Consider the following 22,511-nt stretch of genomic DNA (forward strand, 5'->3'; position numbering starts at 1 on the left):
ATGACTATGACAACAGCTATTACAGGAAAAGAGTTCGTACAGCTACACCCGAATACACGACAACAGACATTAGCTCAAAAGCTAGATTACGTGGTAGTTGACGGAAAGCCTTACTCTACAGAAACTGGCGAATACTTAGGAGATAAGTATGTTCACGATTTAGTGCCTCGCCGTACAGCGGGTCAGTATAAAGTAATCGAATCTAAACGTATCTTGGACGAGCATGAGGTAGAAAACGGAGGCTTCGTATTCACCTTCTTTAAACAGTCACGCATGATAAGCGAACGATTCCCAACACTCAACAATTCCGATATTGCACGACTAATGTACCTCGGTACTTACATCGCATGGAACACAGGGCGCATTCAGTACGATAATGGTCGAGTGATTGACCGTGAAGGCTTTGAAAAGTTGATGGGATTAAGTACTAAACGCTCACGCGAACTATTCAAACGCTACGTAGAGGCGGAGATTTTAACAGAACGAGATGACTGTATCTTTATGAATCCAACGGTGTTTTATCGAGGGAATGTAAAGACAATCAGCCCCGCAGTATCAGATATGCAACACACGCGCTTATTCAAGAAAACGATACGTGACTTATATGAGAAAACAAACGGCAGAACGGTTGGACAGCTTGCGCTAGTCTACTCAGTTATGCCTTTTTTAAATTTCGAAACAAATACAATCTGCTTCAATCCCGACGAAACTGACTTGGATCGCCTTCGCCCGATGGGATTAGAGAAACTTGCGGTTCTATTGGGATATGCAAACGCGGGTAAGTTAAAAACCGCATTGAACCGCGTTCAGATAGATGGACAAGTAGTATTTAACTTCTATGAAAATCCGCGAGACAGACGTGAGAAACGTATTACAGTCAATCCTCGAACAATTTTTGCAGGAACTGGCGAGCAATTAGCTGCGATCATGGTGCAGTTCAATTAAACAAAGGAAAAGGAGAATGAAAATGACACTATCCATTAAACAAACAGTAACAGAAACAGGGCCAATGACAGTAGAGGTTGCAATTGAGTTGCCTGACAAAAGTATATTCCGTGAAGTTTATCATAACGGAAACCTTGTATTCCCTGCATTTGTTTCTCTGCGTAAGGTCTTGCAACACTACAAAGAAACAGAAATCGCAGTGATAACAACGAGTGAGCCACTGGCCAGAGAGTACAACTACGAACATCATAATCCTAATGCTCGATTATTAATGGAGTTAAAAAAGATAATCGCGCGAAACGGCTTGACCGTTAGCGTTGAGTATATGCAATAAAAATTAAAAGATGAAAAGGACGATGACTATGACAAAGAAAACAGAACAACAAACAGATGCTAAAACGATGGAGATGCTATACGCTATCAGTCTTTCATTGGCACGCTTAGAGGGCAAGTTAGATGTAATTGTTGCTCAAAGTAAAGGCGGTGCATGCTAATGAAGGTTTGCACAAAATGTGGTACTAAAACCAAACATTTTTACAGTATGAAGCGAACACACTGCATTGAATGTGAACGGAAGGACGCTCGGTATCGTATGGCATCGCTTGAAAATAGAGCGCGCGGTGCTTTCCGACACGCGAACAGAAAAGCTGAGCAATTCGGAGTTGCAAACGATTTAACTTACGACGATGTTATGTACTTGTTTAAGTTAGCTGGCGGACGATGCGCATATACAGGTAGATTTAGCAACGATTTATCTCTCGAACATGTCATACCTATGTCAGCAGGCGGTGCGAATACGATAGGAAACATTATTGTCGTTGATGTCAGCGTAAATCGAAAGAAAAATAATCGTAGTTTCCTCGAGTTTATCGAGACAAAATATAATCCATACGATGTTGCACCCCTCGTCAAACTACTGGCGGCGCGAGGTAATCGTGATTATGCGGGGCTATATGACGAGTTATATGAGTTCCAACGAGAAGAGTGCAATGCGTGGTATAGACGTCTTATGGACAAGCAGAAACAGGCTGCAGTATGACGAAAATAAATAAAGAATCAGAGGAAATCGTACCCACGACCGCCGAAACTGGAAGGGCGGTGAGTGTTCCATAAGCACATCGTAGTATCCCATATTAAAACTTAGGAGGAAAAGGAATATGACAGTAAAGCCAGAACAAGAAGTAATCGAGGAACAAGCAATCGAACAACCGACAGAGCAAACGGAAATTGACGAGTTACGAGCACAGGTAGCTGAGTATGAAGTGCTGAAAGCGCAAATTGCAGAGCAAGAAGCGACTCAAAAAGCCGAGATATTCGCGCAGAAGGTCGAACAATCTGGGGTTAAAGACTTCGATAAATTACAGCCGTTTTTAGATGCTACAAAGCTAGAGGGCGATGCGCTCGATGAACTGCTCGGCATTTTGCAAGGCATGAAGCCAAAGCAGACACCGATTGGCACTGCGACAAATGGCGGTAATGGTGGTCAAAAGACTTCACAAGAAACGATGCTTGCAAACGCAGAGGCAGCAGCTAAGCGAACTGGCAGCGTTGAAGATATTGCCGCATTTAGCGGACTAAAACAAAAAATTAAACAATTTGGGGGACGACGATAATGACAAACGTAATTAATACTACTCAATTAGTAGGTAAGAAAGAATCTGTAGTAGACGAGGTACTTTTACTCAATCCAAATCAAACGCCTCTAGTAAACTTACTAGGCTTTAAACAACCCGTAACTAATACAACTCACGTTTGGTACGAGGATCAAACATTCGCAGTCAAAACGAAGGTGACGTCGCTTGCTGCTATCGATGCTACCGAGTTAACTGTAGCTGACGTGGAGCCATTTGTGGTCGATGCTATTGCACAAATCGAGGAGGAGTTAGTACAGGTTACTGCGATTAATACCTCTGCTAAGAAAATCACAGTAGTACGTGGTTATGCAGGTACAACAGCCTCGGCAATCGCAAAAGACGCAGAGATTGAGTTCTTATATGTACGTGGTGAAGAAGGCGCTGACATTCCGAAATCACGCTACAAACCACGCCAACGTGTTGAAAACTATACACAAATCTTCATGGAATCGGTAGAAGTTACCGGCACAGCGGAATCAGTTTCGCAGTATGGTGTAGATGGTTTATACAACTACGAGAAAGCGAAGAAACAACTTGAAGTTGCTTTACAGCTTGAAAAATCGTTAATCAACGGAGTCAAGTTCGATGATGGTACAGTACGACATTTAGGCGGTCTGCGTAACTTCATTAAGACAAATGTTACAGACGCAGGTAAAGTCGCTATTTCAATTAAGATGCTTACGGATATGGTACAGACGGTGTTCGAGAAAGGTGGTCTTGCAGGTGGCGGACAGTATGCGTTTATTGTATCAGCGCATCAAAAGCGTGCTATCAGTGATTTACAAGGCGATAAAATCCGCATCACACAAGCGGAAAACAGTCGTGGACAAGTAGTCGATCACTTAGTAACCGACTTCGGGCAGTTCCCAATTGTGATGAACGATAACGTTAAGTCGAATGAGATTTTCTTCATCGACATTAATCGTACGGCAATCAAGCCGTTAAATGACCGTGGATTCCATCATATTCCTGCAGCAGTTACGGGCGACCGTCAACGTGGTTTTATCGTAGGCGAGTACACGCTCGAGTTCAAACAAGAGTCGGCACACGGACGCATCAAGAATTTAGCGTAACAATTTTCGAGAGGCTTGCGATTAGTTTCGTAGGCTTCTTTTTGTTTCAAACGTGAAAGTCAGTTCAAAAAAAATTAAATGTATGGGAGACGATTAAATGACAATTTTAGACGCATTCTTAGGGGCAAAACCTACAGTAGAAATTACGGAAAAGGTATTTATTAAACGTTTAGGTAATTCTATTACGATTAAAGCACTTACAGGTGAGGATATCGATATGATTCGTGACCAGGCAACTTATCCGATTAAGAACGGCAAGAAAACGGAGCTAAGAGTTAATGAAGAAGAAGTATCACGCTTACTTATCGTTAAAGCAACGATTGAGCCGAACTTTGCAGATAGACAATTGTTAGAGCATTTTAAAGCGGCTGACGCAGGAGATTGCATACAAAAAGCGTTATTAGCTGGAGAAATTGCAACATTACAAAACGCGATTTTGACACTAGCAGGCTTTAACGACGAGGAAGAAATAGAAGAAGTAAAAAACTAATTAAGGCGGGTGGTGAAGCATTCTTATTGCACCGTATATGGCAAAATCACCACATCCCGCCGCATGAAGTTTATGAGATGAAGAAACGTTATAGGACGTTTATGTATGCGTCAGAAATGATTGTGATGGATGAAGAAGATCAACAGCGAAAAGAATTAGAACGTAAACAATGGCAGTAGAAGGCGCTCTTAATAGGGCGTCTTTTTTATTTTGTCAAAGGAGAGAATGCGAATGAATGACAAATTATATGAACATAGCAATCGGTTTATACCAGTCAGTCAAAAAGCCGTAAAGAGAGCTGATAACTAATGGCCATTAATTTAACCGCAATATTTCAAGTTCGCGATCATCAAGGAACGTCACGGCTTAGACGAATCATACAAATGATGGACCGAATGAATCGAACAAGTCGAACTACGAGCGAAAGCATGTCGAGGTCACAAACCGCAGTAAATAGGCTAGGCAGTGCAGTATCTTCGACATCTAATCGTATGAACGGCTTTTCTACAAGTATTAGCCGATTGCACGTAGGTTCAAATGGATTGAGTGCATCGTTCGGAGGTTTGCAAAGTACGCTTGTTGGGTTGGCCAGCGCATATATAGGTGCGAATGGTGCTGCGAAATTACTAAATGCTACAATAGGGCAAGCTGCTCAATTCGAGCAAAGTAAAGCAATTATACAAGCAGCTTTCCAGGACAATGGCGCAACTAAGCAGTATATGAAGATGGTCGATAAAATAGCGATTGATAGCCCACTGCTCAACTCCGGAGACATGTTTGCAGGCTCTAAAGGTCTTCTTACCTTAACAAAAGATATGGGACAACTTGAGAAGTCTTGGAAACTTGTTGAGCGTCTTATTGCCAGTGATCCGACGAAATCAATCGATGATGCTGTAAGGGGGCTTCGCGAACTTGCATCTGGAGATACGATTTCTTTACGTGATGTATTTAACCTTGATAAAAACATTTTAAATGACGTTAAAGGCGGTTCATTCGAGGAGCAACTGGCGGGGGTAGATAAAGCGTTAAATAAGATGAACATAACACAAAAAACCGTTGAGGCAATGGGTTCCACTACACTTGGTAGATGGAATAGCCTTAAAGAAAGAGTTGGTACGCTATTCCGTGACGCGGGTGATAAATCAAATACAAAACTAGGCGACTTTTTAAAACGTATAAATGATTCAATTGATAAATTAGATGTAAAAAGTATCAGCGATAAATTGGGTAATTTTTTAGGAAAAGCGACAGATAAAGCGATCACACTGTACGACGCGTTCATGAAATGGCGCAAGCCAATAGCGTACGCAGCAGGAGCAGTAGGCACGTTTGTAGCTGTGTTAGCTGTAGTGGGTACAATATCAGCACTCGCGAATCCAGTCGGACTAATCGCCGCAGGAATTGCCGCGGCAGCAGTCGGAGTAAAAGCGCTCTATGACAATAGCGAAACGTTCCGAGGCATTATCGATAGTATCGTTGGGAAGGTCAAGTCGTTGGTTGACGCATTTAAAGCAGGTGGCACTAGCGGATTAATTGACGCCATCTTCCCACCAGATATTGCAACGAAATTAAACGGAATTATCGAAGGAATCAAAACGAAAATATCCGAGTTGGTGTCAGCATTTAAAACAGGCGGAATCGGCGGAGTGTTCGATGAAATTTTCGGTAAAGGCTCGTTTGAGACGGTTAAGACAAAATTCGAGGAAGTCAAAACTTACGTTACCGAAAAAGTAACGCAACTCTCGTCAGTGTTTGGACGACTGAAAGAGGCGTTTACACAAGTATGGACGACAATCTCCAGCATAATTTCGAACCTTTGGACGGTCATCCAGCCGTATTTAAGTGGACTTTGGAACCTCCTGCAAATTCTCGGAGACGTTGCTGTGCTTGTTTTCAATAACGTCATTGCACCGGCGCTTTCGTTTGTCGCGCAACTGTTCTCTACTCTGTGGACGATTGCACAGCCTATTATTAACGCTATTGCGAATGGATTCGAGTTACTCTCCTCAGTAATTAAGTGGTTATGGGATAACGTACTTGCCCCACTAGTCGAGTTTATCTTAACCGGCGTTAAAAATGCGTTCGATACATTCTCCGGTGCACTATCGGGCGTACAAGGCTGGTTCGAATCTCTAAGTGGATGGATATCAACAGCCTACGGACATGTTAAAGATTTCGCGAACTTTATTAGTTCCGTAAAAATGCCTGACTGGATTTCTAAAGGTATCAGTTCTACTGTGTCGTTCGTAGGAGATATGCTTGGCGGCGGTGTTAAACCGGACGGATCTCACTATCATGGACTAAATAACGTGCCGTATGATAATTATCTCTCATATTTACACAAAGGAGAAATGGTACTACCTCGTTTTGAGGCAGAGGCATATCGTTCTATGATTAGTGGAAAAACACACAGTTCGGGAGTAGATGATGTATCTTACAACTCAACAGGCGTAGGGATTACCAATAACTCAACATATAATTCATACAACACTGCGAATACTCCTCGCAATGAGAAAAGTACGCCTAGTGTAGTTACGATTAAACCAACGATCAATATGCCTGGCATGGTTGTACGTGAAGAAGCTGACGTTCGGAAATTAAGTGATGCGGTAGCAGAAAAAATTGTGGAGAAAGTTTTAGAAAAACGAGGAGTATTCGTCTATTGATGAAAAATCAAACTGGCAGGCATCGGCTATTACAGCGGTGTTTTCCTTTTCTATTACAACGAAAGAAGGGGATTAAATGGCATTTAAGACTAATGCACAGTTAGAAACGGAGTTAAGAGCGTTGGATGCGTTGTTAGACGATAATTACGATTCTGACCGTCTTACTAGCGACTATGAGGCGTATGAAGTGTATAAGCGTAATTTCGGTGAGGCTAGCGAGTTCTTACTGATTTATGCAGATATGTTAGCGAAAACAGGAAAACCGTATGTCGTAGAGGAATCAGAAAAGATTAGACGCTTGATTGATGCGTTCGATTCGGTTAGTAACTGTAGCGATGTATTGCTAGCAACAACTAATTTTATGATTGCGCACAGCTTAAAGCAAGCTATCGGAGAAGCATCGCAGAACATTCCTTATACTTATGCTGCGTTCATTATCGAGGCTATCAAATATCAGTATAAACCTAACTATAAAGAATTTAACGGGGGTAATCAATAATGGCGAAATTAACATTAGACGCATTAAAAGCGAGGCTGACACCGAATCAACTGAGAGCTGCGGAACTACTTCTAGAGAAAGAGTATGCGCCAAAAGGCGAGAAGAAAACGTATGCACAGATATCCGAACAAATCGGAATTGATACGTCAACGCTTTATCACTGGCGACATAATACGGACTTCGTTCAGTATTTAGCAACGGTCAGTGATACGAAGCTAGACAGCGCGAGAGCGGTAGCTGACGCACAATTGATGAACTTAGTGAAAGGTACTTCCAACAACGGGAACGCTTCAATTAAGGCGCTTGAGCTATATTATAAGCTCGTCGGAAAGCTAGTCGATAAGCGAGAGGTTGTTTCAACGAACCAAGAACCGGAAGCGCATGACATTGATGCGCTTAAGGCGAAAATTGAGCGATTACGCGCAAATAAATGACGCAATATTAACGGGCATGCCTTCGGGTGTGTCCGTCTTTTTTTATGTCCGTAATATCACGAATAATCACGAAATCATCGGGCAGACAGGGCTGGCGCGCGAGGGTGTCTGAAATCTCCACGGTTCAATCTGACGCAGTTTCGACGCATTATAACGTTATGCAAAAGGCAGGCAGTCGTGAATCTGCGAATGTATGCTTTTATTAAAAAGAATACATATAAAACGTTGTTAAATAGCGGTTTGATAATTGCGTATCTAACGAATGTATGCTATTTTAGATATAACGATAAAAAGGATACATTCAAAAGGGGCGTAATTATGGCTAATCATAACGAGAAAAAAGGCATGTTAATCGATGTGCAGCCGTTAAAATCGAAAGAAGAAATAAGCGAGATGTTAGAAGCTTTAGGTATGTCGAAGGAATACGGGCTACGCAATCAACTACTATTCAAGCTCGGCATATCTACCGGCTTACGATGCGGGGATTTAGTAGCGCTTAAAGTCGAACAGGTAAAGGGGAAGTCATCGTTTAAGATTCGGGAAGGCAAGACGAAGAAGGAGCGCACCGTACACCTCGATCAGCTAATGGTTGATATTGCGGATTATATCGATACATTGCCGCCAGGAACAACGTACTTATTCCCATCACGCAAAGGCGACGCACATATTAGTACGACACAAGCTTATCGCATTATTATTAAAGCTGGCGATCAAATAGGCAATCATTCCGTTGGTTCTCACACAATGCGCAAGACGTTCGGTTACACATACTACAACGCAACTAACGATATAGCAACGCTAATGGAAATCTTTAATCATAGTTCGCAAAAGACAACGCTTCGTTACATCGGCATGACTGACGAACGAATTAAACAAAGCATAAAAAACGTTTCATTCTTTTAATAAAAGCGATTAACAACGATTCTATTCGTTTGTTGGTCGTTCTTTTTTTTGCGTTGAAATTGCGTTACCCAAGTCCGTCCGCTGTAATCCGCCATCCTGCCGATTACTACTTCTATGCAATATTTTTTATTCCCCAGGGTAAAAATTCCACACAATATTTTTAAATTCGTAGGGTTAGTGTGCTGTCAGACGCAATTCTAACGCATCGACATTCGCAAAGTAGGGTAGTTGTACGCATAGAATCGTCTGAGGTGCGTTTGTTGTTAGTCTATATATGTAATTATTTCAAATATGAGGAAATTATTTATTTTGATTTAACTTGCGTCAGTTTTGCGTCATAGCAATTTCTCCGTATCATAACAATACTGTAAAATATATCGAAACAATATCCGTCGAGTTTCCTTTGTTTTGTCGTAGGTAATTCGGTTATTTTAGTGGATACTACTACGAAATTAAGGGCGTTATACTCGGTACGTGAAGGAGAGTGGTATCGGTGCATGAACGGAATATTAAGGCAACCAATGCGAGGGAATTAGTCGGAGTATCCGACAAGACGCTAAATGAATATGGGGATTTTCTTCAACGACATTTCCCTGCATTTGCGGGCGGTGTTTGGCGTGTTCGTAAGTATAATTTTAAAGAAATTGCTATGATGCGAGAATTAAAGTATCGGAGAAATCTTCGTATGAACGAATCCGAAATAGTGGCGGAAATTCATGCGATATTTTACGAGAGTACAGTAATAGTTGCGCAATAAACGCTTTACAAACGATCTACGTTCACGTAAGATGAATCGTAAGAAGGTCGACTATGCTATGTACGACCATTGAACGGATATTTGTCCGCTAGTACGTTTATATCACCGTTTCAAATGGCGGTACAGTCAACGACACAACAATGCGGATATTATAGCGATGCAATAACGAATAAGGGACGCGGGTTCGACTCCCGCCGTCTCCATACAGTGAAATGTACTGAATTTCATGGAGTGTCATAAATGTTGATATATCAACGTTTATGGCACTTTTTTATTGTCTTTGAGTTGTACTGAATTGGATTGAATCCTTATTAAAAACCTTATTAACCTTTGTTAATCCTTTGTTAGAAATTAATTGGATTCATTGTTTAAAAAGGCTGTAAATTTATTAATTGTACTTTCGTTTTTCGCGTAACATGAGCATAAATTTCTAATGTTGTTTTCACATCGTTATGGCCTAAACGATATTGTACTTCTTTAATCGAGGCACCAGCTTCAAATAACAAAGAGCAATGTGTGTGACGTAGTCCATGTGTCGTAATATGCTCCAAACTGTGTTTTTCAAGGAAGTCTGAAAGCCATTGTACGGTTTTATTAGGGTCTTGTAACACGTTGGAAATATTAGAGAACACTAATTGTTGCTTGTTCTTAGTGTTAATCCCTTTCTCAGCCAAAATCTTTTCTTGCTCGCTTCGCCATAATTTTAAAATCCCAATGGTCTCTTCATCAATTTTAATTGTTCGAGGCTTACCATTTTTGGTTGGTCCAAGATAAAGCCCTTTCTCGCCACGTTTCACTGCCTTAGTAATTCGAACATTAAAAGTATCAAAGTCGATATCCTTCCATTTCAACGCAAATCCTTCACCTTTACGCATTCCGGAAAAGGCGAGCAAACGAAAGACAGCTTGCTTTTTAATATCAAGGTCTTCTTGTAAATGGGTTAAAAATTGTACAAGCTCCTCACGCGAATAAAAATTTTCAAACTCTTCATCATCTTCATCAATAGAAATTTTTGTTTTGATAATAGGCATTTCAACTAATTCAAAAGGATTTTTATCAATGATGCCGTGTTTAATGGCGTATTTCATAACAAGAGCTGCATAGTTTTTCACCATGTTGAAACGCTTTAGTTTTTTTGCCCATTGGTTTACGTGCTTTTGACAGATTGCTGCATCAATATTAGCAATTCGATATGATCCGAAGGCAGGTAAAATGTGATTGCTGAAAATACGTTTAGTTTTTAGTAGTGTGCTATCCTCTACTGTATTTTCATATTGTTCTAACCATAATTCATAGACCTCTTGATACGTGTCTTTAGAAACTTTTCCGAAAGTACCATTTTTAATTTCTCTTTGTAACTCATAATAAGCATCTTTAGCTTCTTTTTTTGTTTTAAAGCCGCTACGAGTAGTTGTTTTTTCTTTACCTGTTAATGGATATGTGAGCGTGCTTCGCTTTGTTTAGAAGCTTCACAACTTTCCCCGTGCAAATATGAAAAGAAATTCCCTCAAATTTCTCCGCTTTTTAAAGATAATTGCGCTTTGCAGTATGGGCAAATAAATGTCCCTTTTTCGGCAATTTGCTTATGATTATCGATTTCATCTGCGTGTAAATTTTGTGGGATTATGTATAGTGTCTCTTCGTTCGTATGCCAAGCTTCTCTCAAAATATAACCTCCTTTAAAATGGTATTTATCAGATTTACGAGTAATATCAGTAGAAGGTTTCAATATTTTTACATTTGAAATTGGTTGGATAATAGATATTGGGTATTGATACAAAATATTTTAAATTATTATATTCTCGTCAATATTTACTTCCTTTAATTACAAGGTGCTATAATAGTAGAAACTACCTAAAGTGAAAGGTTGTGTAATTTATATGGAGCAATATTCAATTTTACGTAAAGATTTAATACATGAATTAGAAACATATTTAGTTGGCCCACGCGCCACAGATGAAATATTAGGGGCAGAGGTCCGGCCAATGCAGCTTTATTTAACAGGTAAACTTGTACCATTTGGTTCGACATCAGATGTTGTAAATGAACGTGATAACGCAATTGAAACACACGTTCAAGTAAGTGAAGAAGAAATTAATGAACAACTAACAATCAGAAAAATATTCCGCCCATCAACAATGGGATTTAGCTTTAAATTGAAGCAATTAACAAAAATAGAAATTGAAGCATCTTGGGCGATTTATGAAGATAAAGAGCATAAAAGGATGCCGCAATCAGAAAAATGGCAAATTGACGTTTCTAATAAACTAATGGATACACTTGAAAACATAAACGATTCGAAGTATGGAAAAGTACGCTATACCGTTACATATCGAAATGAGTTATATCATGTGAACGTTTTTTTAATGAATACATTAAAGCGCGAAAATCAATATCCGGAACAAGATGAAGTTATGTTTCAATGTGAATTAAAGGTACACATACCAACAACTTATGTAAGAAAATTTACTTCAAAGGCTGATCAATATCATATTCAAAACGAACTACTTTATCGTGATAAAGAAGAACTAGCAATTGGTCATGGTGTTGGAGTTGATTGGGAAACAGTTGGAAATATTACAACGATTTATTCAACATGGATGCCACGATATGAATTGCCGAATGTGGAGCATTGTAAAATTGAGAATCAGTCATTTAAGATGAAGGATTTAAGTGAATACCCTGCCGACATTTTGAAAGAAAAGTTAAGTGTTATACCAGCAGCTTATAAACTGTGGTTGAATCATGAAGTTCAAATAATAAATGAGCTACCAGATTATTTAAAAGTTGAGGCAGAACAAAACGTTTTAAAAGTAAAGGAAATTATCCAACGTTTAGAAGAAGGTATTTCACTTGTTACAGAAAGTAACGATTCTCTATGTTATTTAGCGTTTCAGTTTGCTAACCGCGCGATGTTATTGCAACGTGCGCAATCTGCAGTGGCCCAAACATATCGTACAACAGGTGAGCGAATAAAACCTACATTAGATGGCGAATGGCGTTTATTCCAATTAATATTTTTACTTATGAATATTGCAGGCACATCGGATGAACAACATCGAGATAGAGAAATTGTTGATTTAATTTGGTTTCCAACTGGTGGAGGTAAAACCGAGGCGTATTTAGGAGTAGCTGCTTATGTCATGGCGTATCGTCGATTATTAGCGCCAAATCAAATAGACAAGTATGCTGGAGTAACAGTTTTTATGCGATATACATTGCGTTTATTAACCACTCAACAATTTCAACGAGCAGCAGCTTTGATTTGCGCTGCAGAAGTTTTGCGTAAGCCGAATGCAAAATTATTTGGAGAAGAGCCATTTAGTATAGGGTTGTGGATTGGAAAGGATTCCTCACCTAATAAATTTGAAGATGCAATGGATAAGCTTGAACAATTACTAGAAGGTAAGGAAGTTAAGGCGGGCAATCCTATTCAGCTAATGCATTGTCCATGGTGTGGGTCGGAACTAGGACCAGAGCAGTATGAAATTAACTATAACTGGCAGAAAATTTGTTGTTCTAATAAAGAATGTACGTTTAAACATGGCATTCCTGTATTTACAATCGATGAGGCGATTTACAAGAAGTTACCAACATTGTTAATAGGCACAGTGGATAAAATCGCTCAGTTACCATGGAAACAAGATATGCATGAGCTATTTGGAAATAAAAATGTTTATCACCGAGAGAAAGGGTTTGAATATAGCGAATCTACTCCAAGAGGATACAGTCGTATTAATCGTTTGAAACCACCTGAATTAATCATTCAAGATGAGCTTCATTTGATTTCAGGTCCACTAGGCTCTTTAACAGGCTTATATGAGGTAGCGATTGATTTATTAACAAGACATAATGGAAGACCGGCTAAAGTAATAGCTTCAACTGCGACGATTAGTGGTGCGGACGAGCAAATTCGAGCGCTCTATGGCCGAAAGATGCAGCAGTTCCCATTAGCTGTGCAAAAAGCAAATGATAATTTTGTTTCAAAGGAAGTCCCTACTTCTGAAAAGCCAGGGAGATTTTATGTAGGAATCTGTGCGCCAGGGGTAAGTAATAAAATTCAAGCAATTCAAACATATAGTGCTTATGCAACAATCACAAGAAGTGAGCAAAAGTATAAAGTAGATCCTTATTATACAATGTTAGGTTATTTCAATACTGTTAAAGAATTGGCAGGGATGGTCACTACGTTTAAAGACGAAATAAACTCACGATTAAATATGTTAGATCCAACTAACAAATTTGAACACGATTTAATAGTTGAAGAATTAACTAGTCGAAAAAAAGCGCAAGAAATTCCTCAATTACTTACGCAAATGGAAAAAACAATGGATGAAGCAGGCGTTCTTGATGCAGTACTCGCAACGAACATGATATCTGTAGGCGTCGATGTAGATCGTTTAGGAACGATGATTGTACAAGGACAACCTAAAACGACTTCAGAATATATTCAAGCAACAAGTCGTGTGGGGCGTAAATATCCAGGGATTGTGTTTATTCTATTAAATTCCATGCGTTCTAGAGACTTATCACATTTCGAACGCTTTAAAGTGTATCATCAAGCGTTATATCGTCATGTAGAAACGATGAGTGTGACCCCGTTTGCTAAAGGGGCATTATATAAAGGGTTGACAGGTACATTTATTGGGTATATTCGTCAAACGATTATGGAAATCAATGCTGAGCAAAGTCCGAAAAAAATATTACAGCTACAAAATAAAGTAGATACTGCTACCGTTCAATTTTTAGAAAGAGTCCAGGAAGCATACGGTGCAACAATCGAATCGGAAGTAAAGGATTTATTAGAATGGTGGCAAGAGCTAGCTTTCAAATATGCAGCAAATACATTAGCCTATAAAGAATCGAAATATGTAAAAGCATATTTATTAAAAAACTTTAATGAAGAAGTGAAAGTAAAAGATGCTCGTCCAGCTATGATGTCACTGAGAAACGTAGAAGCAGCTATTGAAATTGAGGTGTTAAAATCATGACCGAACAAAATGAAACAATCAGACCGTCCCAATTAATATATCAATCAGGACCAGGAGCAATCGTTGAACTATTAAATCAAAGTGTTATTATCAAATCCGCGGATCAGTGGCAAACAAGAAGGGCGCCACAAGAAAAGGATGTCCGCATTACATCTTTTCTGGGTGTAGATCATGTACGTATTTTAAATGAAAATCCTGATAAACAAAAAATAAAGGCAGTTGAATTCCCAAAATGGAAAATCTGCCCGAAATGCCACAATATGACGAGGTATGATAATGCTACGTGTTACTATTGTGCGCGCAAAAATGAAGACGATCTACAGGAGCTATATGCAAGCCGTTTTGTATTAGCATGTGAAAATGGACATCTTTCGGATTTTCCTTATGATGAATGGGTTCATCGAAATAAGCCTTGTACAGAACAATCAAAAGATCCGCGATTAATGTTGAAAACGCGTGGATCAAGTGGATCATTATCAGACTTACACGTAATTTGCTTGCATTGTAAGCATAGTGAAAGTTTGGGGAATATTATGAAGCCCGAAGAAAGAGAGAATCACAGTTTATTTGATTGCCATGGGGAAAGACCTTGGATTAGTGAAAGTGCTAAACAGAAATGTAACTGCAAAATGAAAACAACATTACGCGGTGCCTCTAATGTATATTCACCGTCGATTGTGAGCTTTTTACAGGTCCCTTTAACAACTTCTAGCTCTGAATTCGATGTTCTATATTTAGTAGAAAAAGATAAAGAAAATTTTAGTAAAGCGTATCAAGGTATGGGTGAATCAGGTCTTGAGATGGCGTGTAGTTTCAAAAATATCCCTTCTTCATTTGTACCTATTATCAAACGATATTTAGATGGGGAAATAACACTTGAAGAAAGTTCGACTTATGAATCGATTAAAAAGCAGGAGTGGAATACATTAATACAGGATGAAATAAACGAAGAACATTTTTCATCTAAAAAAGTCGACATTGCACCAATTTTAGTGCCGTATTTTGATGGCATTTTCCGCATAGATTCTGTACCGGAAGTTCAAGTGCTAAAAGAATTTACTCGTCTAGATTACATTGATCGATTTACAGATGATGAAGTGAAAACACAGCCTGTCGTTATAACAAATGAAGCCAAATGGCTACCTGCTGTGCGAAATTACGGCGAGGGTATTTTCTTTCAATTTAATTTAGAGAAGTTATTACAATGGGAACAAACCGAACAGGTAACGAGTGCCATTATTAAGTCATATAATGCTTACCGTGAAGAATTTAATAATACTCAATTAGATATTTTGCCACGTCAAATCTTGCTGCATACATTTAGTCACGCATTGTTACAACAATTAGCTGCGCATTGTGGTTACACAACGACATCTTTAAAAGAGCGTATTTACGCGAGTGAAGATATGTATGGCGTATTTATTTACACTGCTTCTGGCGATTCAGAAGGTAGTTTAGGTGGTTTAACAAACTTAGCACAGAGTGAGAAATTATTACCTATTATTATTAGGTCGTTGGAGAAAATGAGCTATTGTTCTTCAGATCCAATCTGTTCAGACGGAGAATTTGAATATCATACGTCAGCGAACGGAGCGGCATGTCATGCATGTACTTTCGTATCTGAGACATCTTGTGAATGGGGCAATTTATTGTTAGATCGTCGCACATTAATCAATATTAATCCGAATGAAAAAGATGGTTATTTCGATCAGTTATTAGAAATGTAAGGTAAGAGGTGTAGATGGTTGAAAATAGATTTAGTCGATAATAAAGGGAACAACACCCTTGTCCAAGCTATGAAAAATGAAATAAAAAAAGGTTCGAAAATTGCAGTTGCTTCTGCAAAATTTAGTATGAATGTCTTTCAAGAGTTGAAAAAAGCGTTAGCTAAAGGTGAATCTTTTCGATTTCTCTATACAGAGCCAACTTTTTATAAACAAGAAATCGATGAAAATAATCAATTTAAATTGGTAGAACGAAAAGGCCAACAACTTCAGTTAGAAGGAAATCAGTTTGAAATTCCTTTACGAAATCAGATGGTAGCTAAAAAAATCGCAAGAGAATTATCAGAATGGATTCGTGAAAATGCAGAATTTAAAACGATTTTAGGGAAAGTAACGTATCCTAAACAAATTATGATTAAAAACAAAACGGATGAAGACGTTTTTATTCAATCGGAAATTGAATTTACAGCGGACGGATTAGGCATTACTCCTTCGAACCGACAAGCTAGTTATACTGTCATGAAAGAAACAGTGGGCGTAACGCAAAATATGCTTTCAGAGTTTGATCGACTATGGCAGGATGAAACAAAATCAAAGGAGATTACTGCTGAAGTTTTGCAACAACTGGACGCCTTTCAGAAAGAAAATGCGCCAGAGTGGCTCTATTTTGTCACGCTCTATAATATTTTTTCTGAAAATTTAGAAGGTCTGTCAGAGGACAATATTATTAAAGAAGGAACCAATTTTAAAGATACGGTCATTTGGAATAAGCTTTACCCATTCCAACGTGACGGTGTACTCGGCATGATTGAAAAAATGGAGAAATTTAATGGTTGCATATTAGCAGATAGTGTAGGGTTAGGGAAAACTTTTTCGGCTCTAGCAGTCATTAAATATTATGAGTTAAGAAATGATCGTGTATTAGTTTTATGTCCCAAAAAGCTACGAGATAACTGGACTGTCTATACGCAAAACGATAAAAGAAATGTCTTAAATGAAGATCGCTTTAACTATGATGTATTAAATCATACAGATTTAAGCCGTGAAGGTGGTATGTCTGGTGAAATACGTCTAGATACAGTAAATTGGTCAAATTATGATTTAGTTGTCATCGATGAATCGCACAACTTCCGCAATAACAATGCACACAAGGGTCGATTAACGCGTTATCAAAAGCTCATGCAGGAAATTATTAAAAAAGGTGTTAAAACGAAAGTGCTATTACTTTCTGCTACACCTGTAAACAATAAAATGAATGATATTAAAAATCAAATTGCCTTTATAACGGAAGATAACGATCAAGCACTTCAAAAAGAAGGTATTGAAAGCATTGAGCAAACGTTACGCGCGGCACAAGCTGCGTTTAATCGTTGGACAGCGTTACCAGCACCGAAGCGAACGACAGAAGAGTTTTTAAATATGGTCGAGCAAGACTATTTCCAATTGCTTGATTTATTAACGATTGCTCGTAGTCGTAAGCATATTGAAAAATACTATAACGTCAAAGATATAGGTAGTTTCCCAACACGTTTAAAGCCGATTTCCATTAAAGCTGATGTAGATATAGAACAACGTTTCGTTGATATGAACGAAGTCAATGAGCGCTTAGAGTCATTAAGTTTTAGTATTTATCAACCGATGAAATATGTCTTACCACATAAACGTAAGCATTACGAAGAACTGTATGACACAAAAGTAAAAGATGGTCAATCGACCTTTAAACAAACAGATAGAGAATATGCAGTAGCAGCATTAATGAAAGTTAACTTGTTCAAACGTTTAGAAAGTTCAATTCATGCATTTAGGCTTACACTTGAAAAATTAGTCGCACGAGTTGAAGGGACACTACAAACTTTACAGCTCCAAACGCAACAAACTTATTCGGAAAATTATGAAGATGCGACAGAGATTGATGATGAGCAACTTGAAGCAATCACTGTTGGTAGTGATAAAGTACAAATTCAATTAAATGATATTGATGCATTAAAATGGGCAGGAGATTTACGTGCGGATTTAGCGACATTGCAAGTTTTATTACAGCAAGCCACGCAAATTTCGACTACGCGCGATGCAAAGCTTGAACAATTAGTAAATTTAATTCGTGAAAAAATAGATAATCCAATAAATCCAGGAAATAAAAAGGTTATCATTTTCTCAGCCTTCGCTGATACAGCAAAATACTTGTACGATAATTTATCAGAGCGTCTATTGAATAAACAGCTTCATTCAGCGTTAGTTGTAGGAAGCGGAACGAACAAGTGTACATTAAAAGATGTTCGAGTAAAAGATATTAACGATATTTTAATAAACTTTTCACCAAAGTCAAAAGAACGTCACAAGGTGGACAGTAAACGGACAGAAGAAATCGATATACTTTTTGCGACAGACTGTATTTCAGAAGGACAAAACTTGCAGGACTGCGATTATTTAATTAACTATGATATTCACTGGAACCCGGTACGTGTAATTCAACGATTTGGACGCATTGACCGTATTGGCTCAACAAATACACAAATTCAACTAGTTAACTTTTGGCCGAATATGGATTTAGATGAATACATCAATTTGGAAGAACGTGTAAAAGGACGTATGAAAATATTAAATACTTCTGCTTCGGGGGAAGAAGATATTTTAGATACGTCATCTAAGGAAATGAATGATTTAGAATATCGTAGAAACCAGTTAAAAGCGTTGCAAAATGATGTATTAAACTTAGAGGATGTATCCGGTGCTATTTCAATTACTGACTTAACGTATACGGATTTTAAAAGCGATTTAAGTACAGCGTTAAAATCGTATAAAAAAGATCTAGCGGTTGCACCAAAAGGCTTGTATGCAGTTGTGAGTAATAAGGAGCTGCCAGAAGCACAGCCAGGTGTTATTTTCTGCTTTAAACAGTATAAAGATGTAGCGATAGAAAGTAATAGCCTTGCGCCATACATCTTATTGTATGTAACTGATGCAGGTGAAGCATTTATTCATTATACACATGCAAAGAAAGTCTTAGATGCTTATCGTAAACTAGCACTTGGAAAAAAAGAGCCTGAGATTGATGCAGTTCAATGGTTCAATGAACAAACAAGTGATGCGGCAGATATGGAGCATTATCAGGATTTACTGAAGCAGGCGGTAAATATAATTAAAGATAAACAAGAAGAGGTTGGGTTTGAAAGCTTGTTTAGCTTCGGTGCAAATACATTACAAGCTCAGTTAGACTTAGGTGACGATGAAATCGAATTAGTTTCATTTTTAGTTGTAAAGGATGAAGCGCAATGAATGAAAGCAAGTTATTAAAAGCAATCAGTTTTCCGAAAGCAACACAAATACTGAAAACATTGCCGTATAATCAAATGGAAAACAAGCTAACAACTGCTCAAAAAAAAATCATTTCTGAACACGTTGTTTCGAGAGGTATTCGCATATTAGCGACAATCCAAACTAATAATACGAATATCGACGTATTTGAAAGTGAAACAGAGCGTTATGATTCAATCGTTTTTTTAGCAGTTAACGTAAAAGAACTCAAGAAGTCAGCACAAATTTATAAAGTGTTTATGAGCATTATGCCAAATCCATTGGTTATTTTATTCTTTGATGAAACACGTACAAAATGGGTGTTTGCGACACATGAAAAGAAAAAGGACGGTTTGTTAGCAAGTAAAACTCTTTATGAGGTGCAAGAAATTGTAACACTTCAACAAGTGGAAGAACAGTTGAACTTTGAAAACCTTAGTAAAATGAATTTAAAAACGTTTTATGAATCGTGGCTTGAGCGATTACTACAAATCGAATTACAAGCACGTTATAACATTTATACGCCGTTTTCTTTACAAAATAATTTGCTAGAGAAACTCGTTTTGATGGATGCACAAATTGGCGAGTATGTGAAACAAGCAAAAAAAGAAACACAGCTTAATAAGCGAATTGAACTACAACAAGCAGCCAATAAAGTAAAGCTTACTAAACAAGCATTAATAGAGAAGGAGCAATGCAATGGTAAATAAAATGAACGGGGAATCATTAGATATAACATCACAAAATATTGCACGTTTAAAAGAGCTATTCCCAGAAATTTTAACAGACGGCGGTAAAATAGATATTGATATGCTAAAAACTGTATTAGGAGAAGTAGTAGAAACAGAGCAAGAACGCTACCAGTTCACATGGAGTGGCAAGAAAAAAATGATCGAAGGCGCACAAAAGTCTTCAAAAGGCACATTACGTCCAGTTCCAGAAAAAAGTAAAAACTTTGATACGACAGAAAACCTTTATATTGAAGGGGATAATTTAGAAGTATTGAAGCTTTTACAAAAATCGTATAACGGTAAAATTAAAATGATTTATATTGATCCACCGTATAATACGGGGAGAGATTTTGTCTATAAAGATAATTTTAAAGATGGTGTTCAGAACTATTTAGAACAAACTGGCCAAGTAGATACGGATGGTAATTTGCTTTCAACAAATGCGGAAAGTAATGGTCGTTTTCATACAGACTGGTTAAATATGATGTATGCGAGATTAAAATTGTCGAGAAATCTTTTAAGCGATAAGGGTGTTATTTGTATAAATATAGGAGAGGAGGAACATGAAAAACTGAAATTTATTTTGAATGAAATATATGGTGAGAAGAACCTATTAGGAACTATCATATGGAAAAAGAAAACGAATGGGAATAATCAGGGACATATTCCTTCTATACATGATTATATTTATTGTTATGCTAAAAAAATCGAAATGATAAATGAGAAAGAAATTGGGCTTTTACCTACGGAAGAATTCCTAACTAAAAATTATTCAAATCCTGATAATGATCCTAGAGGTATTTGGACAACACAAGATTTATCGGCTAATCATGAAGGCCCATATTTTTCGATTGAGAATCCAAATACAGGAGAAATACATTATCCCCCTAAAGGACGTTACTGGGTATTCAATGAAAAAGAAGTTCAAAGAAGAATAAGTGAAGGAAGAATTATCTTTGGTAAACGTGGCATTACTGCTCCTGTGCAAAAAGTTTTTTATAATGAAAAGGAGTACAAAAAAATTAAAGTCTCTTCAATTTGGTCTGATATAGCTTTAAATGCAGATGCTACAGCTGAAATTTCAGAGCTATTTGAGCAACCTAAGATATTTTCTCATCCTAAGCCAGTAGGGTTATTAAAAAGACTGTTGGAAGTGTTTACAGAAGAAAACGACTTGATTTTAGACTTCTTCTCAGGTTCAGCAACAACTGCTCACGCAACAATTCAGTTAAACTCCGAAGATGGTGGAAGTCGTAAATTTATCTTAGTCCAGTTACCTGAAACATTGGATGAAAAATCGGAAGCTCATAAGAATGGCTATAGAACAATTTGTGATATAGGTGAAGAACGTATTCGTCGTGCAGGGGAAAAAGTTAAAGTTGAATTAAAAGAAAAGCAACAACAAGCAGGAATGCTTGATGAAAATATCGTAGATCCAGATACTTTGGATATCGGCTTTAAGCTTTTAAAACTTGATACATCGAATATCCGAGAATGGAATGTTGAATTTACAAATTTAGAAGAAGCTTTAGATTTATATGAAACACCATTTATTGATGGACGTTCAGAATTAGATATTGTATATGAAATTATGTTAAAGCAAGGTTTGGAGTTAACGTATCCAATTGTAACGTTTGAAGTAAATGGTAAAATGATTTACGATATTGCTTTTGGAAGCTTATTCATTTGTTTAGCAAGTGGGATTAAAACAGACATTGCCAAAGCTATTATTGCACGTCGTGATGAGCTTGGTACAGAGACAAGTAGCGTGATTTTCAGCGATGCAAGTTTTAACAGTGATTCAGAAAAATTGAATTGTATTGAAGTCCTAAAAGATGCAGGTTATCCAGAAGATAACTTGTTAACGATTTAGAGGTGAGAAGTAATGAAAATTCAATTTGATGAATTAACTTATCAAACAGATGCAATAAACGCTGTATTAAGTGTATTTGAAGGACAACAAATTCGTAAATCAGAGTTTACGATAATGGATCAAGATGCTCAAGGTAAACTCTTTGGTGAAAAAGGCATTGGAAATAAAATCGATGTGTCAGAAAGTAAGCTTTTGCAAAACGTACAGCAAATTCAAATTAAGCAAGGCATTCCGATTGCGCAGTCTATTCCGTCACCATTTCCGCAATTTAATATAGAAATGGAAACAGGAACAGGAAAAACATTCGTTTATTTAAAGTCTATTTTAGAAATGAACCGTAAATATGGATTTACGAAATTTATTATTGTTGTGATACTATGTCAAGAAAATGGACAGGGAAAATTGAGATTTTGCTTTAAATCTAAGCGCGCTATCGCTTGCTCGCCTCACAAATAATTTAAGGGGCGTAACCCTTAAATTTTTTGTGAGGTTAAAAG

20 protein-coding genes and 1 pseudogene are annotated in these 22,511 nt (G+C 37.8%); 18 read left to right on the plus strand and 3 right to left on the minus strand.

The window, feature by feature from the left end:
- The first annotated feature begins 6 nt into the window (after positions 1-6).
- The 12 genes from C9J37_RS11705 to C9J37_RS11755 all read left to right on the plus strand — a co-directional run bounded on the left by C9J37_RS11705 (position 7) and on the right by C9J37_RS11755 (position 9,401).
- On the plus strand, positions 7-945 hold the full coding sequence (locus C9J37_RS11705) for a hypothetical protein (protein ID WP_107895482.1): 939 nt from the start codon (positions 7-9) through the stop codon (positions 943-945).
- Between the two features lie 22 nt (positions 946-967).
- On the plus strand, positions 968-1,279 hold the full coding sequence (locus C9J37_RS11710; RefSeq protein ID WP_107895483.1) for a hypothetical protein: 312 nt from the start codon (positions 968-970) through the stop codon (positions 1,277-1,279).
- A 28-nt stretch (positions 1,280-1,307) separates the two neighbouring features.
- Positions 1,308-1,439, plus strand: a complete 132-nt coding sequence (locus C9J37_RS29395) for a hypothetical protein (RefSeq protein ID WP_255350027.1) — start codon at positions 1,308-1,310, stop codon at positions 1,437-1,439.
- A 98-nt stretch (positions 1,440-1,537) separates the two neighbouring features.
- Positions 1,538-1,984, plus strand: a complete 447-nt coding sequence (locus C9J37_RS11715; protein ID WP_137067759.1) for an HNH endonuclease — start codon at positions 1,538-1,540, stop codon at positions 1,982-1,984.
- 118 nt (positions 1,985-2,102) lie between these two features.
- A complete protein-coding gene (locus C9J37_RS11720; protein WP_107895485.1) occupies positions 2,103-2,558 on the plus strand; it encodes a hypothetical protein in 456 nt (151 codons plus the stop codon).
- Positions 2,558-3,652 (plus strand): SU10 major capsid protein, encoded by a 1,095-nt coding sequence (locus tag C9J37_RS11725; RefSeq protein ID WP_107895486.1) that lies wholly within the window; start codon positions 2,558-2,560, stop codon positions 3,650-3,652. The genes C9J37_RS11720 and C9J37_RS11725 overlap by 1 nt, the downstream gene beginning before the upstream one ends.
- Before the next feature lie 97 nt (positions 3,653-3,749).
- The gene (locus tag C9J37_RS11730) at positions 3,750-4,142 is read left to right on the plus strand and encodes a phage tail assembly chaperone (protein WP_107895487.1); all 393 of its coding nucleotides are present in this window, start codon (positions 3,750-3,752) and stop codon (positions 4,140-4,142) included.
- A 308-nt stretch (positions 4,143-4,450) separates the two neighbouring features.
- Entirely contained in the window at positions 4,451-6,808 is a 2,358-nt protein-coding gene (locus C9J37_RS11735; RefSeq protein ID WP_107895488.1) for a phage tail protein, read from the plus strand.
- A 76-nt stretch (positions 6,809-6,884) separates the two neighbouring features.
- Positions 6,885-7,307, plus strand: coding sequence for a hypothetical protein (locus C9J37_RS11740; RefSeq protein WP_107895489.1), 423 nt, complete (start codon positions 6,885-6,887; stop codon positions 7,305-7,307).
- The gene (locus C9J37_RS11745; protein WP_107895490.1) at positions 7,307-7,741 is read left to right on the plus strand and encodes a phBC6A51 family helix-turn-helix protein; all 435 of its coding nucleotides are present in this window, start codon (positions 7,307-7,309) and stop codon (positions 7,739-7,741) included. The genes C9J37_RS11740 and C9J37_RS11745 overlap by 1 nt, the downstream gene beginning before the upstream one ends.
- A 318-nt stretch (positions 7,742-8,059) precedes the next feature.
- Complete coding sequence (locus tag C9J37_RS11750; RefSeq protein WP_107895491.1) at positions 8,060-8,644, plus strand: tyrosine-type recombinase/integrase; 585 nt, start codon at positions 8,060-8,062, stop codon at positions 8,642-8,644.
- A gap of 493 nt (positions 8,645-9,137) precedes the next feature.
- A complete protein-coding gene (locus C9J37_RS11755) occupies positions 9,138-9,401 on the plus strand; it encodes a hypothetical protein (RefSeq protein ID WP_107895492.1) in 264 nt (87 codons plus the stop codon).
- Positions 9,402-9,769: 368 nt separating this feature from the next.
- Here C9J37_RS11755 and C9J37_RS11760 read toward each other — a convergent pair whose 3' ends face one another.
- The 3 genes and pseudogenes from C9J37_RS11760 to C9J37_RS28270 all read right to left on the minus strand — a co-directional run bounded on the left by C9J37_RS11760 (position 9,770) and on the right by C9J37_RS28270 (position 11,067).
- The gene (locus C9J37_RS11760; RefSeq protein WP_407656244.1) at positions 9,770-10,432 is read right to left on the minus strand and encodes a site-specific integrase; all 663 of its coding nucleotides are present in this window, start codon (positions 10,430-10,432) and stop codon (positions 9,770-9,772) included.
- 24 nt (positions 10,433-10,456) lie between these two features.
- Positions 10,457-10,828: pseudogene (locus C9J37_RS29660) on the minus strand (tyrosine-type recombinase/integrase); the annotation flags it as partial.
- 80 nt (positions 10,829-10,908) lie between these two features.
- The gene (locus C9J37_RS28270) at positions 10,909-11,067 is read right to left on the minus strand and encodes a competence protein CoiA family protein (protein ID WP_167397304.1); all 159 of its coding nucleotides are present in this window, start codon (positions 11,065-11,067) and stop codon (positions 10,909-10,911) included.
- Between the two features lie 214 nt (positions 11,068-11,281).
- On the opposite strand from C9J37_RS28270, the gene drmA reads away from it, so the two are divergent.
- From drmA to C9J37_RS11795, 6 genes are read left to right on the plus strand one after another with little or no spacing between them, the layout of a single operon-like run.
- Entirely contained in the window at positions 11,282-14,392 is a 3,111-nt protein-coding gene (gene drmA, locus C9J37_RS11770) for a DISARM system helicase DrmA (protein ID WP_107895494.1), read from the plus strand.
- Positions 14,389-16,119, plus strand: a complete 1,731-nt coding sequence (gene drmB, locus C9J37_RS11775; protein WP_107895495.1) for an MrfA Zn-binding domain-containing protein — start codon at positions 14,389-14,391, stop codon at positions 16,117-16,119. The genes drmA and drmB overlap by 4 nt, the downstream gene beginning before the upstream one ends.
- Before the next feature lie 18 nt (positions 16,120-16,137).
- Positions 16,138-19,392, plus strand: coding sequence for a helicase-related protein (locus C9J37_RS11780; protein ID WP_201262162.1), 3,255 nt, complete (start codon positions 16,138-16,140; stop codon positions 19,390-19,392).
- Positions 19,389-20,120, plus strand: a complete 732-nt coding sequence (locus C9J37_RS11785) for a DUF4391 domain-containing protein (protein WP_107895496.1) — start codon at positions 19,389-19,391, stop codon at positions 20,118-20,120. The genes C9J37_RS11780 and C9J37_RS11785 overlap by 4 nt, the downstream gene beginning before the upstream one ends.
- Positions 20,110-22,014, plus strand: a complete 1,905-nt coding sequence (locus C9J37_RS11790; protein ID WP_107895497.1) for a site-specific DNA-methyltransferase — start codon at positions 20,110-20,112, stop codon at positions 22,012-22,014. Before C9J37_RS11785 ends, C9J37_RS11790 begins: the two co-directional genes overlap by 11 nt.
- A 12-nt stretch (positions 22,015-22,026) precedes the next feature.
- Positions 22,027-22,470 (plus strand): DEAD/DEAH box helicase family protein, encoded by a 444-nt coding sequence (locus C9J37_RS11795; protein ID WP_235617095.1) that lies wholly within the window; start codon positions 22,027-22,029, stop codon positions 22,468-22,470.
- The last annotated feature ends 41 nt before the right edge of the window (positions 22,471-22,511 follow it).

It is taken from the genome of Lysinibacillus mangiferihumi (genome assembly GCF_003049665.1).
GTDB classification, from domain to species: domain Bacteria; phylum Bacillota; class Bacilli; order Bacillales_A; family Planococcaceae; genus Lysinibacillus; species Lysinibacillus mangiferihumi.